The organism is Enterococcus sp. XAF26B05_ASV22 (assembly GCF_056727285.1).
Genome location: NZ_CM161538.1, coordinates 2,947,512 through 2,961,671 on the forward strand (window position 1 = coordinate 2,947,512; position 14,160 = coordinate 2,961,671).

At 37.5% G+C, this 14,160-nt stretch carries 14 protein-coding genes; 2 read left to right on the forward strand and 12 right to left on the reverse strand.

From position 1 onward, the window contains the following. Positions 1-36 precede the first annotated feature (36 nt). From AC1PU0_RS14635 to AC1PU0_RS14645, 3 genes are read right to left on the reverse strand one after another with little or no spacing between them, the layout of a single operon-like run. A complete protein-coding gene (locus AC1PU0_RS14635; protein ID WP_206849303.1) occupies positions 37-555 on the reverse strand; it encodes a transcription repressor NadR in 519 nt (172 codons plus the stop codon). 21 nt (positions 556-576) lie between these two features. Continuing rightward, the gene (locus AC1PU0_RS14640; RefSeq protein ID WP_111247530.1) at positions 577-1,416 is read right to left on the reverse strand and encodes a chorismate mutase; all 840 of its coding nucleotides are present in this window, start codon (positions 1,414-1,416) and stop codon (positions 577-579) included. Between the two features lie 12 nt (positions 1,417-1,428). Beyond that, positions 1,429-2,133, reverse strand: a complete 705-nt coding sequence (locus AC1PU0_RS14645; protein ID WP_069655084.1) for an NAD-dependent protein deacylase — start codon at positions 2,131-2,133, stop codon at positions 1,429-1,431. Between the two features lie 229 nt (positions 2,134-2,362). Between AC1PU0_RS14645 and AC1PU0_RS14650 the strand changes: the two genes are divergently transcribed. Beyond that, on the forward strand, positions 2,363-2,662 hold the full coding sequence (locus AC1PU0_RS14650; RefSeq protein ID WP_069655083.1) for a hypothetical protein: 300 nt from the start codon (positions 2,363-2,365) through the stop codon (positions 2,660-2,662). Between the two features lie 102 nt (positions 2,663-2,764). Here AC1PU0_RS14650 and queG read toward each other — a convergent pair whose 3' ends face one another. Continuing rightward, on the reverse strand, positions 2,765-3,913 hold the full coding sequence (gene queG / locus AC1PU0_RS14655) for a tRNA epoxyqueuosine(34) reductase QueG (RefSeq protein WP_206849302.1): 1,149 nt from the start codon (positions 3,911-3,913) through the stop codon (positions 2,765-2,767). Positions 3,914-4,225: 312 nt separating this feature from the next. Continuing rightward, positions 4,226-5,296, reverse strand: a complete 1,071-nt coding sequence (locus AC1PU0_RS14660; RefSeq protein WP_206849301.1) for a zinc-binding alcohol dehydrogenase family protein — start codon at positions 5,294-5,296, stop codon at positions 4,226-4,228. 186 nt (positions 5,297-5,482) lie between these two features. On the opposite strand from AC1PU0_RS14660, the gene AC1PU0_RS14665 reads away from it, so the two are divergent. Next, positions 5,483-6,589, forward strand: coding sequence for an NAD(P)/FAD-dependent oxidoreductase (locus AC1PU0_RS14665; protein ID WP_206849300.1), 1,107 nt, complete (start codon positions 5,483-5,485; stop codon positions 6,587-6,589). A 43-nt stretch (positions 6,590-6,632) separates the two neighbouring features. On the opposite strand, the gene AC1PU0_RS14670 is transcribed toward AC1PU0_RS14665, so the two are convergent. The 7 genes from AC1PU0_RS14670 to AC1PU0_RS14700 form a co-directional block, all read right to left on the reverse strand. Continuing rightward, positions 6,633-7,952 (reverse strand): amidohydrolase, encoded by a 1,320-nt coding sequence (locus AC1PU0_RS14670; protein WP_206849299.1) that lies wholly within the window; start codon positions 7,950-7,952, stop codon positions 6,633-6,635. Then, entirely contained in the window at positions 7,936-9,720 is a 1,785-nt protein-coding gene (locus AC1PU0_RS14675; protein WP_206849319.1) for an adenine deaminase, read from the reverse strand. The genes AC1PU0_RS14670 and AC1PU0_RS14675 overlap by 17 nt, the downstream gene beginning before the upstream one ends. Beyond that, positions 9,696-10,760: an ABC transporter substrate-binding protein gene (locus tag AC1PU0_RS14680; RefSeq protein ID WP_069655077.1), complete on the reverse strand. Its 1,065-nt coding sequence runs from the start codon at positions 10,758-10,760 to the stop codon at positions 9,696-9,698. The genes AC1PU0_RS14675 and AC1PU0_RS14680 overlap by 25 nt, the downstream gene beginning before the upstream one ends. 27 nt (positions 10,761-10,787) lie before the next feature. Next, entirely contained in the window at positions 10,788-11,828 is a 1,041-nt protein-coding gene (locus AC1PU0_RS14685) for an ABC transporter ATP-binding protein (RefSeq protein ID WP_069655076.1), read from the reverse strand. Positions 11,829-11,885: 57 nt separating this feature from the next. Continuing rightward, a complete protein-coding gene (locus AC1PU0_RS14690) occupies positions 11,886-12,665 on the reverse strand; it encodes an ABC transporter permease (RefSeq protein ID WP_069655075.1) in 780 nt (259 codons plus the stop codon). Continuing rightward, positions 12,658-13,494, reverse strand: coding sequence for an ABC transporter permease (locus tag AC1PU0_RS14695; protein ID WP_206849298.1), 837 nt, complete (start codon positions 13,492-13,494; stop codon positions 12,658-12,660). Before AC1PU0_RS14695 ends, AC1PU0_RS14690 begins: the two co-directional genes overlap by 8 nt. Positions 13,495-13,697: 203 nt before the next feature. Next, positions 13,698-14,084, reverse strand: coding sequence for a YbgA family protein (locus AC1PU0_RS14700; RefSeq protein WP_111247539.1), 387 nt, complete (start codon positions 14,082-14,084; stop codon positions 13,698-13,700). Positions 14,085-14,160 lie beyond the last annotated feature (76 nt).

The following is a 14,160-nucleotide window of genomic DNA, read 5'->3' on the forward strand; positions in this document are numbered from 1 at the left end:
CTCGAATAAAACAAGCACGAACTGAATGTTACGTTGTTATTCCTTATACAAAATTCCTTTTTGCGCTAATGCTTTTTTGATGTGATTATGTGCTTCTTCATCTTCACAACGAATCGTGTGCAAGTGAATGCCACTCGTCAGCTCAGATAATAATGAAGCACTGTTTTTTTTATAGCTTTTGACAAACTCAGTCACTTCTTTTTCCGTGTGAATATGCAGCCCTCCTATTAATTCACCATAAATCGGATGTTCAACCACCACATCTAACACTTCACCACCCAATGAAACAATCGTTAGCAGTTCGTCTTCAGTTTGCTCTGGCGTATGTTGGCAAGCTATTTTTCGGGTAACCCCTTGCTTGTCTTTTTCAGACTCAAGCAAATAACCTCTTGCTGTTGCGATAATTTCGTAACCTGCGGCTCTCAAGAGTGCCACATCTCCAACTATAATTTGGCGGCTGACCTTGAATTCTTTTGCAAAACGACTGGCACTCATTGGTTTATCTGCTGATTCTAATTCGAGTAAAATTGCTTCTCGTCTTTTAATACCCTCCATCCAATTTCCTCCTGTCGCTTACTAATCTAGTTGCTTTTGTTGAAACCGTTTTGAAGCATCCATAATCTCTTGGTAGGTTTCTTTGATGGTTTCCTTGTATTGGTCATTTTCAATATATGTGTCTATTTTTGCTAAAACTTCTTGTTCTCTTGAAGAGTCTAGTACGGGTTGATCCGATGTTTTTTTGATCGTAGCAATCGCTTTGACTACATCCATTCGTTCCTCTAATAAAGCAACGATTTGTTTATCCAAAGCATTGATTTTATCCCGTTGAACAGTTAACGGTGTACGTTTTTCATCCAATTCGATTTCTTTGATGATTTTCGCTGGATTTCCACCGATCACACAATTAGCTGGAAAAGATTTTGTTACGACTGCGCCTGCCGCAACTACCACATTATCCCCTAATGTTACTCCTGGCGTGATCACAACCCCTCCACCAAGCCAAACATTATCCCCGATTGTGATGGGTTTACCATATTCCAAACCACTATTTCGTTTAACCGGATGCAATGGATGTGTCGCTGCGTATAATTGAACATTCGGCCCAAACATACAGTTGTCACCAATTGTAATTGGACATATATCTAGAAAAATACTGTTGAAATTAGCATAGAAATTTTTTCCGACATGAATATTAAAGCCATAATCGAAACTGATTGACGGTTCAATGTAGCTACCTGTTCCAGTAGTGCCAAATGTTTCTTCCACTAACTGACGACGAATTTGTCGATCTTCTTCTCCATTGATCAGTTTCATTTGCTCCCTAGCAAACTTGCGTGCCGTTGCTAATTCTGGATCTCCTGCAAAATAAAGTTCGCCATCGATCATTTTTTGTCGTTCTGATTTGATTTCTTCCATAAAAAAACTCCTCTATAAAATAGTTTCAAAAACGCTTGCCGCGTCTTGTTTAAAAAAGTAAGCATCTCTATTTAATTGAATCGCTGTTTGGTTGATTACCAAAATTTTGGCGGTGTTTGCTGCATAATGAATCAAGTCACAAAATGGATGTACTTGAAAAGTAGTTCCTACAATAACAACTAAATCCGCCTTAGCGACTGCTTCGATAGATAATTCAATTGCTCTTTCTTCTAATCCTTCCTCATATAATACGATATTTGGACGAATTTGACCGCCACATCGATCATGACAATCAGACAGTAGATACGTTTTAGCTGAAACGTTTTGTCCGCATTTTCTGCAATAGCAGTCATACAAATCTCCATGAAAGTTGACCAAATGTTTCGTTCCAGCAGCGGCATGTAGTCCATCGATATTTTGAGAGATGACCCAGGTATCTTTTATTCGTCCTAATTCTGCCATTTTTAAATGGATCATATTTGGTTTTGCTTTCGGATGGTACAGCGTTTGTATAAATGAATAAAATTTTTCTGGTTCTTCAATCATACATGAATGGCTTAGCAAATATTCAGGTTGTTCAACCCCTTGATATAGTCCAGATAGTGAGCGATAATCGGGTACACCAGAAGCAGTCGAAACACCTGCACCTGTTAAGAATGTGATTGTTTCAGCTTGCTCAATCAGAGTTGCAGCCTTTTTCTTATCAATCGTTTGCATACATTCATCTCCTAATAGATATAGTATAACGTAAATGAGGAGTAGAAAGAAAAAATATTCATATAAAATCAAAAGAAAGACTCTATGCTGTACAACTTGGAATACTATTTATATGTAATAAAAACCATGTGAGAAGCTTTTAAGAATGTTAGGTTTTTCACTGTCTTTTCATGACAAACAAAAGAGAACGTGATAGAATACTTAATGTATAAAAGTGAGGTGAAAATTCGTGGTAGCATTTATTATTTATTGGGCAGCAATTTTGGTCTGCATCGCTTGGGGCGTATTAAGTTTATGGTTTTCGATCTATTATCTTTCACGTAAAGAAAACGGAAATTTATGGGCTTTTGCATTCTTCAACGTTCTTGCAGCTATTGTTTTAGCAATTGTTTTAGTTATTTACAAAACGTGGGATTTCGAGATTACAACTTATTCAAGCTTGATTTACACAATTTTAGCTTCATATGGCGTCTTAACAGTCTTACAAGCTATTTTAGGCCGCGAACCTAAAGAAGCTGTTAAAGCTTAAACTTATTAGTTAACTATCAAGAAAAGACTGGAATAGAAGCGTTTATTTGTATTTAGGGTGTGAAACAAAAGTGATTTTTACTTTTGTCTCACACCTTTTTCTTTATGTCTTTTCTAATTGTTTGATCGCATTCTTTATTTCTATAAGGACTTCTTCCTCTGTTTCTACCTCTAGCAACTCAGTTAAAAAATCAACCCATTTTTCCGCTTCTTTATTGCCTAATTTGCCGATTGCCCAAGCAGCTGTACCTCTGATAACAGGACGGACATCTTCTTTTGCGCAAACGACGATGTCGGGTAATGCACTGCGGTCACCTAAGTTAGCTAATGCAATCAACGCATTTCGTTGTAACGGTTTTTTCCCTCTCCAAGAGCCCGATAAATGTCCGAATTGTGTTTTAAATTCTTTATTGGACAGACTCAGCATTGGTTTTAACTTCGGATACACCGTATCGACTTCGGGTTCCATTTCTTTATGAAAATGAAAATCTTTCCCTCTGTTATAAGGGCAGACCAACTGACAAATATCACAGCCATAAATTACATTATGCATTTTTCTACGATATTCTTCTGGCATCATATCTTTGGTTTGTGTTTGATAAGATAAACATTTTTTAGCATTCATACTACCATTCCCTAAAAGTGCTTGCGTGGGGCAAGCTGTCACACAACGAGTACAATCCCCGCAACCAAAAGGAATCGGCTCATCTACTTCAAAATCGATATTGGTTACGATTTCGCCTAAATAAACAAAAGAACCAAACTCTTCGGTAATCAACAGCCCATTTCTCCCAATAAACCCTAGACCCGCACGTTGCGCAACAGCTACATCAACTAACTCTCCAGTATCAACTTGAGGTGCAAAACGCCATTCACCTGTTTCTTCTAGACCTTGTGTTTGAGATTGAATAAATGCAATCAACTTTGACAAACGATCTCGTAGAACATCATGATAATCAATGCCCCATGAAGCTCTAGCAAACATCCCTCGTTTTTCGTCTCTGGGTACTTTCCCTTCGATTTTAGTAGGATAAGCTAACGCGATAGAAATGATCGTTTTAGGATTTTCAAAGGTCTTTTCTGGGTAGATTCGTTCTTCTATCACTTGATGCTCAAACCCAGAGTTATACCCGAGTTCTCTTTGTTCTATCAGTGAATCTTCTAATTCATAGAAAGGCTCAGCAGAGGCAAAACCGATTTTGTCGATGCCTAAGCGCTTACTTTCCTCTATTATTTTTTCTTTTAGTGTCATCTGTGTACTCCTTATTTTAAAAACTAGATAGGGCGATTCTATGAAGCCCATTCATTCGACTGTTTACTTTATTATAAGCTACTCACCAAAATCTTGTCACCTTTTTAATTCCACTCTTAATTCATCATTTTCCACATTTAACACAGATTTTTATTTAAATTCAATTATATAAAAACTAGTAAAACAATATCCAAAACAGAATGATTATTTCATTTTGTAATCAAAAAACACAAGAGTAGACAAAAGCGATAGATGCTTTTGTCTACTCTTGTGCCTTTTACTCTCCTGTAAAACTAAAATTATCTAACTATTCTAGACTGTACCAGAATCCCCTTTTTCTTCTGGTTCTCCGTTAAATGGGCCACTAACCACAACTTTCCCTCTCATATGCCCCGCCTCGACATCAGCTGTGGCTTTTTTCAGATTGGCAGCATTGATTCCATTTGCATAAAGTTTCCCAACCGTCGCTCTTATTTTCCCAGTTTCTGCAAGATGACTGATTGTCGCAAGTGCTTCTCCTTGGGTTTCGATTTTATAGTCAAAATCTGTTTTCGCAAACATATACTCCCAATCAAAACTGACAGATTTATTTTTTAAGATACCGATATCTAGTTTCTCATCTAATCCAACGATTGTCCCAACGTGCCCAAAAGGGGTGACCAGCTCAGCTATTGTATCAAAGTACGGCTGTATATTGAATAAAACCGCAATATAGTCAATAGTATGAGTCCCTGTTTTTTCAATGCTTTGTTTAAGATCCTGATGATAGTCAAGAGGGTGATTCACACCGTTTGATTTTAACCAATCAACATTTTTGGGACTGGCTGTAGCAAAAACAGTCATTCCTGCCCAATGAGCAAGTTGAGTTAAAATCGATCCTACACCGCCCGCTCCATTAATCACCAAAATGGATTTCCCTTTATTGGCATTTTCTTTTGGAATCAACTCAAATTTTTCAAATAATAATTCATAAGCAGTCAAAGCGGTCAAAGGCAAAGAAGCTGCTTCTTCATCCTTTAAATTGCTAGGCGCTAAAGCGGCGATTCCTTCGTTGACTAATTGGAATTCTTGGTTACTACCTGCACGTTTAGTTGTCCCCGCATAAAAGACACGATCCCCTACAGCAAACTTGCTCACTTTTTCCCCAACAGAAACAACTTCTCCGACTCCATCGAATCCTAAAATACGTAATTGATTTTGTTTTTTTGTCGTTAGTCTTAATTTTGAGTCGACAGGATTTATAGATACTGCCTTAACTTTTATAAGGATATCTGACGCGCCAGGTATCGGAACCGAGCTATAGTCATCTATAAAACTCGCTTCATTTTCAATTGGAAATCCTTCAAAAAAACCTACAACATTCATTTGATTTTTTTCATTCATTTGTTCTTCCTCCATTTAGCTCTTTCTTATCATTATGGACCTAAACGTTTTATATTGACATTTATTTGTTTCGCAAAAGTTCCCCATTATCCCTACTCATGCTCGACTGTCAAAATCCCTTGCATCCTCTACAAACTTATGTGAAAATGAGTTACTTGATTTTATAAGGACAAAAAGGAGTTTCTCATGAAAAAATTAGCCATTATAGGCGGCGGGATCATTGGTTTGACCTTAGCCAACTACATTGATTTGACAAAATATAGTGTAACAGTTTATGACAATCCCGTTGGGCAAGCAACTAAAGCAAGCGCTGGCATCATTTCACCTTGGCTTTCAAAACGACGCAATAAAAAATGGTATCAACTAGCTAAAGATGGCGCCGCTTTTTATCCTAAGTTAGTTCGAGACTTCTCTCTATCGAATAACGTTTACCAACAAACTGGCACTCTGATTCTTCGAAAAGATGGTGAACTTGATGCACTGATGCAATTAGCAGAAGAAAGAAAACAACATGCACCCGAAATTGGTGACATTCAATTATTGACTGGGGAACAGGTCGTGGAAAAATTACCTTTATTGAAGGTACAATCGGCTTTATTTATCACAGGTGGTGGGAAATTAGACGGTGCTAGCTACTTAGAAACCTTAAGACAACGTGCACAAGAAAACATGATCGTCTTAAAAACTGGTACAGCCATGCTTAGTCAGCGCCATGATCAATGGCTTGTTCAAATCGCTGATGAAACTGAACAATTCGATGCAGTAGCGCTCTGTACTGGACCTGGCTTGCCTTCATTGTTAGCGTCTATTGATTTTAAAACGGATATCAGAGCACAAAAGGGACAACTTTTAGCTTTTGAAACACCTTTCAAAGATAGCGGTAGTTGGCCAGTTGCGATGTTAGATGGCGAAAGTGATTTGATCCCTTTTGAAAAAGGACAAATTCTAGTGGGCGCAACTCACGAAAACGATGGTGGGTTTGATTTAACCCCGACGAAAGAAGCCTTCTCTCTATTGCAACAAAAAACAGTACCTTTTTTAGCAGAGTCAACTTTTTTTGAAAAATACCAATCTACCTATCGTGTAGGAACACGCGCCTACACTTCAGATTTCGCCCCTTTCTTCAATTTTTTACCAAATAATCCTACTGCTGTCATAGCAAGTGGTTTAGGATCTTCCGGACTAACAACTGGACCTTATATTGGCTTTCTTTTAGCTAAGTATTTCAATGAAGGAAAGAACGATTGGGAGTATTATCAAAAACCAATCGAACATTACTTGTCAAAATTATAAAAAATCAGAACAGGAAATGTATTGGATTTCCTGTTCTGATTTTTTATAATTTTTTGGCTTCTACAACGAAGTTTGCCATTTCATGATACAATGTTTCTTTGATTTCTTTCAATCCTTGTTCAACCATTTTTTTCTCACTGACTAATTTTCGCCCATTGACCCAAACCGAATTCACGTTACTGGCATTAGCGGAATATACAATTGCTGAATAGGGATCAAAAATTGGAAACATATTTACAGAGTCCGTTTCGATCAACGTTAAATCTGCTTTTTTTCCGATTTCTATGGAACCTACTTGATCTGCTATCCCTAATGTCTCAGCTCCACCTAACGTTGCCAGTCGAACAATTTCTTTGGCAGGAAAAAGTGCGCGATCCTGATTATGCGTCTTATGCATATTAGCAAACAGACGCATTTGACTAAACAAATCTAGGGTATTGCCACTACTAGGCCCATCTGTCCCTAAACCTACAACAATATTTTTTTCGAGCATTTTTTTAATAGGTGCTACCCCTTTTGCTGACTTTGTATTCGCACCGATGCAATGTGCGACGCGGGCTTTGCCGTTTGAACTAGCAATGATTTCTAAATCCTTTTCAGTCGCAAAGATACAATGAGCTAAAATAAAATCACGTTCAAAATACCCTAATGTTTGTAGAAATTCTATTGGTGTTTGTTTATATTTTTCTTGAAATTCTGCCATTTCATAAGTCATTTCAGCCACATGCATCGTGATTGGTGCATTATATTTTTCACTAAGTTCAACGATTTTTTTTAATATCTCTGGATTGTTAGTGTTCGGCGCATGTGGTGCAATAATCGGTGTTACTAATGGATCATTCTGCCAGTTTTTTAAAAACGTTTCGCAGTATTCATAGCCACCAGAGGGACTCTGGCTGTCGCAAATCGGCATATCTATGATTGTTTCACCAACGAGTGCTCTGATCCCCATTTTTTTACAGCTTTCAGCTACTTCATTTTCAAAATAGTACATATCACAAAACGTCGTCACACCACTCAGCAACATTTCTGCAATCGCATAATTACTACTGGCTCTTACTAATTTTTTTGTCATATGTTGTTCTAAAGGAAATAAAAATCGGCGGAGTCGATCCGGTACATCGTCTCCTAATGAACGAAACGGAATCATGCCTGCATGGGTATGCGTATTGATCAAACCAGGAATCAACAGTCCATTTTTGCCATCAATCACTTGGTCAACTTGAATAGTGATTGAGTCAAGTTCTGAACGAGAGCCGATTTTAGTAATCCGCTCCTCTTCGATCAGTACAAAACCATTTTTAACTTCTGAAAAATCGTGATCCATTGAAAGAATATGAACATCTTTAATGAGTGTCTTCATTCAACAACACTCCATCTTCTGGGAAAATCAAAGGGTAAAATTCTTGTGTTTTTGTATTCATCATTCCCCTATCTGTTACTTTGATTGCCGGAGAGACGGGCAGAGATAATGTTGAGAAAGACATAATCTCATTCATGTTTTTGTATCCCAAAGCTTGCATGCTTGCTCGGACTTCTTGCAAGTCTCCGCCTAGTTCTTCAATTGGGGCTTGGGAAAGAATTCCACCGATAGGCAGAGGGCATTTCCCAGTGATTTCTCCATCTGCAACCACGATATAACCGCCTTGAATCGTGATCAATTCATTTTGTGCTAGCACGATATCTTCTAACGTATTTCCCATAACCATCACATTATGATGATCATGCGCCCAAGTCGTCGCAATTGCCCCTTTTTCACTGATTGGTTTATCCATCAATGAAATTGATATATTGCCATTTTTGCCATATCTTTCCATCACGATCAACAAAGCACAGTCTGCTTCTTGCCATTGTAAAATTCCATCTTTCACTGGAATTTCTTTTGTGATTCGCTCAGTAAACGTTCCGACTTCTTGCTTTTGAATCACGTTACAGCGAACACTCTCTTTATCAGTTGCTACTTTAATTACTAAATCAGCGACCGTGAGCGGTTTGCAATGGACAGATTTTTTGTACTCAGCTGGAAATACCTCCGTCACCTCAGGATAGTCGATTCCCGTTCCTTTTTCATACACTTTTTTTCCTGATTTATAAACAGCCTCAAACGAAAACTCTTCTAAATCATTTATTAAAATAAAATCAGCTGTACGACCTGGTGCAATTTCTCCACGATCATGAAACCCCATACGTCTAGCTGGTGTGTATGTTGTCATATAGATAGCTTTTTCAAGTGGCAAACCGGCTTTTACGGCTTTCTTCAAGTTCTCATTCAAATGGCCATGAAGCAAATCATCTGCCATTACGTCATCTGTGATAATACTGGCATACTCATAAAACTCATTTTCTATAATCACTTGCATATTTTCAGACGTGATCGATTTATTTTGGAATTGGATAAAAACACCGGCTTCAATTTTTTCTTTTAAGGATTCTGGAAACTGATGCGTATGATCTGAGGTAATACCACTATATAAAAAGGCTGCCAGCTCTTCTTCGTAAATCTTAGGACAATGACCTTCTAAGGGCATTGTTGGTCGCTCTTTTTTACATAAATCAATAATTTGTCGAATCAAGGATTCTGGCTCATACGCAATCCCCTTAAAATTCATCGCTTCACCTAAACAAACAATCTTAGGATTTTTTAACAATTCTGCCACTTCAGCTAGTCCAATGATGCCACCTGTCGTTTCTAATTCTGGTGTAGTCGAAGGCACAGAAGAAGGAATCGCATGGAAAATATCAAGCTCTGTTTCAGCCTTCATAAATTCCTCTAACCCCTCTAAACCAAAGACATTTGCCATCTCATGCGCATCTGCCACAACTGTGGTGACCCCATGACGTAATACTGCTTTTGAAAAGATGGTTGGTGTCGTCATTGAACTTTCAATGTGCATGTGGGCATCAATCAAGCCGGGAATCATATATTGATTCTCGGCTTTGATGATTGTTTCCGGCATTAAGTGAGCCATCTCTGTAATACTGATGTAATGAAATTTTCCGTCTTTAATAGAGACATTTTTTTTGATAAAAGACTGTGTTGCTGTTTGGAAAACCCAAACATCTTGAATGATTATATCTACGTTCATACTTATCGCCCTTCTCGCGTTTATTGATTCATTGTACGGTTCCATTGATCGACCCAATCAGACAGGTTGTCATTGATAAATGAGAAATCAACTGTTTTTGCTCGATCAGCGACTTTACCGTAAGTTTTATTGCTCGCTTGTTTTTCATCAAGAACCACTTTACTATTGGTCGGACCTTCATTTAATGACACTGCTTTTGTTTTTTGCGATTCTTCGCTGATTCGTTCATTAACAAATGTATAGGCTAATTCTTTATTTTTAGAGCTTTTCGGTATGTTGATCGTGTTGAAATTTGCGTACGTACCACTTTCAGGGACAACGTATGTTGCCTCTTTTGAAGCACCTTGAATGATATCGACAGCAAAATCAGCGACAACAGCGACGTCAATCTCACCTGATTGGAACATATTTGCAAGATCTGATGATTTTGAATACGTCTTAACCACATTTGGTTTTAGCTCTTTCATTGCATTAAAAGCTGCTTTGCCTTTATCGGTAGTAATATCAATACCTGCATGGTCACTAGCAATGTATAACATTAATGGTCCTGCTGTTGTAGAAATATCCGGAACTGAAATTTTCCCTTTTAGGTCAGACGACCATAAATCATCCCAGCTAGTAATTTCTTTGCCGACTTTTTCTTTGTTGTAAACAATCCCCACACTATTGACGGCGATCGGGATACCTGCTCCACTTTCGTAGACTTCTTTCGCTCCAGCAGTTAAATCTTTAATGTTTGGTACTTCTTTTTCTGTTACCTTTTCAAAGAGGCCTTCCTTTTCGCCTTGTGTGGCATTGGCTTGCGCTAATTCGATCACATCGATTCCAGCATTGGGATTATTCAATAATTTTGTATAACGATCTGCGCTGTTTCCGACTTCTAAGGTTACTTTAGCATCGTTTGTTTTTTCGAAAGGAGCAATAACATCTTTTTTTACAATATCTTCACTTAATCCAAAGGTAGATACAACTAATGCCTTGTTGCCTGATTTGCTTTCTTGTTTAGTATTCGCTTCGCTATTCCCACAAGCTGCCATTAATAAAGTTACTGTTGCTAAAGCACCGATCATTAGTTTCTTATTCATTCTATTTATTCCCCTTTGTCTTATCGTTTATTTATCTAAAATAACTAATTTATCCGCTGGAAAAGCTAAATTGATTGTGTCCCCTGTTTCATAAATCTGTTCACTTGTTCCATTGACTAATAGTTTGCCAAGTGGTGTTGTTACTTCATATTGATAACTTTTCCCTAAAAAGGTTCTAACAAGAATATTTCCTTCGATTGAGGTTTGCGTTGTTGTTGCGACAATCTCAATATCTTCTGGGCGAATCGTTGCAACAGTCTCAGTTGCCGTTGGCTGCGGGTTTGTGGTAGTAAACACTTGACCATTCTCGCTTTTATAGTGTCCTTCAGCATTTTTCGTTACGTTAAAGAAGTTTTCAAAGCCAATAAATTGTGCAACGAATTTTGTTTTGGGTAAACGGTAGATCCTCTCAGGTGAATCATATTGCTCAATCACACCATTATTCATGATTGCAACCTTATCTGAAATAGAAAAACATTCTTCTTGATCGTGGGTCACAAATACTGTTGTTATGCCTAATTGTTGCTGGATTCGTTTGATTTCGATTCGCATCGCTACTCTTAACTTTGCATCTAAATTACTTAACGGTTCATCTAACAATAATAATTTTGGTTCAATAATCAACGCACGCGCTAAAGCGACACGTTGCCTTTGTCCACCTGAAAGTTGTTTTGGATAACGATCACCAAGGTTTTCTAATCCACAAACTTCTAGCATTTTTTCGACTTTTTCTTTTGTGCTCGCTTTCGATTCTTTTCTTAATTTCAGGCCAAACGCAACGTTCTCTGCAATCGTCAAATGCGGAAATAGTGCATAACTCTGAAATACCATACCAAAATTTCTTTTATGAACCGGTACTTTCGTCAAATCGTCCTCATCTAACTTAAAAGAGCCGTCGTTTGGTTTGATCAATCCTGCAATCACTCGAAGTGTTGTTGTTTTCCCACAGCCACTTGGACCTAGAAGAGAAACTAATTCCCCTTTTTCCATGGAAATGCTTAAATCTTTTAATATATCCTGTTTGCCGTCATAGCTCACACGAATCTCTTTTAAATCAACAAAAGTCAAAATTTTCTCCTCTTTCTACCTATTAAGTTCAAACTCTGTAATTGCGTTCTCTTTTATTTACGCAATCGAAGCTAATCCTAATGTTTTTTCGATCAAAAACATTAATCCCATCGTCAATAACATCAACATTACTGAAATGGCAGAAACCGTTGGATCATAATTGTATTCCATATAGCTAAGTAAAGATGTCGGCAACATCGTAACTCCTGGTCCTGATAAAAACATCGATACTGGCACATTATTAAATGAATTAACAAATGCTAACATAAATGCTGCAAATATTCCTGAAGAGACGTTCGGCAAAACAATTTGGACAAAGGCTCTAGTTTTCGTACAGCCTAATGTCCACGCAACTTCTTCCATCGAATAGTCCAACTGCTCCATGCTTGAACCAACTACTCGAATAATATACGGTAAACTAATCAGAAAATGTCCAATCAGTAAGCCTTGGAAAATCGGCAAACCTAATTTGATTACAATATATTGAAACAAAGTATACCCCACAACGATTCCTGGAATCACTGTTGGGGATAAAAAGAAGCTTTTTATAAAGTTTCGTCCTCTTACTGAATACCGTGCTAATGCATAAGAAGCTGGAATCCCAACAACCAATGCCAAAACAGTCGCTAGCACACCAATGATCAAACTTAATTTAAAACTGCTCATAAATGTATCTGACTGCAACGCTTTTGCGTACCAATCCAGTGTAAATCCTTTAATCGGAAACTGAATTGCTGCGGCTGTTCCAAAAGACGTCACAACAATCAAGCAAAGTGGTAAGAATAAAAATAAGAATACTAGGATCGCAATTAGCGTCATCCCTTTTTGTTTACGCATTGTTTGCCTCTCTCCTATCAACTTTTTTAGCAACCAGATCTAATCCCTTCATGACGATCAAGGTTACACCGATCATGATCAAGGCCAAAACACTTGCTGCTTTCCAATCTCCCAAAGTATTGGCTTTTTGATATAGAAATGTCGACATCATCATCTTCTGATTTCCACCTAATAATTGCGGTGTTGTATAAGCTGTCAATGTCCCAGTAAAAACTAAGATACTTCCAACAATCGTCCCGGGAATAGAAAGTGGCAGCACGACTTTTCGGAAAGCAGTAAACGGGCTTGCACCTAGCGTTTCAGCAGCTTCCAGCATTTCCCCTTCGATATTTTCCATAACACCTACTAGGGTCATGATCATTGTTGGTAGGAAAAGATAAACAGAGCCAATGATAATAGCAAATTCTGTATAAAGTAAGTTTAATGGCTGATCAATCAAACCTGTTTTTAACAACAATGAATTGACCACACCTGTTTTCCCTAAGATATTGATCCAAGCAAAACTACGAATAACAGAATTGGTCAACAACGGAAATAAGGTCATTGCCATTAAAATGCCACGCCATTTTTTACTAACACCAGCGATGTAATACGCCGTTGGGATTCCAAGTAGAATTGAAATCAGCGTAACGATCAATGATACTCTAATTGTGCGCCAAAAGATCGACAGATTATATTCGTCTTTAAAAAAATCGAGGTAGTTGCTTACTGTCACCCCATGATCTGTAAAAATAGTTGGTAAAATACTTGTAACCAAAGGAATCATTAAGAAAAATAGCAATAAAATCATCCCAGGTGCTACAATAAAATACGGAACATTCTTGTTCATCTATACACTCCTCGTTCGTTTTTCCACTGATTCAGTATACTCATTTTTCAAACTAATTTCAATATATTTTTTGATTTTACACAATAAACATTCGGGTATTAAACGAAAACTTTATTTATACATAAAAAAAGACAAATCCATACTTATATAACGAACTTAAAACTAAAATCCGCTATTTGGATTGCCTTTTTCTTATTCTTTCGTTAGTTCTCTTCTTTAGGGAAGAGGAGAGCAGACTGCAATAGATATGGTTCTTGATATTTTAGCGTCAATTCTCTTAGGAATAGAGATAATGCATCTTGATCTACCGAAAAATTTACGCTCAACACTTCATACTGTTGCCGTTCTGTCTCTGTTGCTTGTTTTTTAAAATATCCCCAAACATGTTGATAGGCATTTAAAAGATTGCCTTTTTTGCTTGGTTCAGCTAATGCATGCTTCAGATAACCTCGAAATGCTTGTTCTTTTGCTTCGTCCCACCCATCATCTGCAAATAATTTCCGGATTGCTCTATAATCTGGTTGAGATTTTGACAAAATTAAATATTTAAGTGAGCTCCATTCTTGCTGTCGTTGCACTATTCTCTTCAAAAAGCATCTTCCTTTCTATCATTACATGAAAACAAAATGAATATAAATACAATTTTTCTTATACTTTATTCATGAA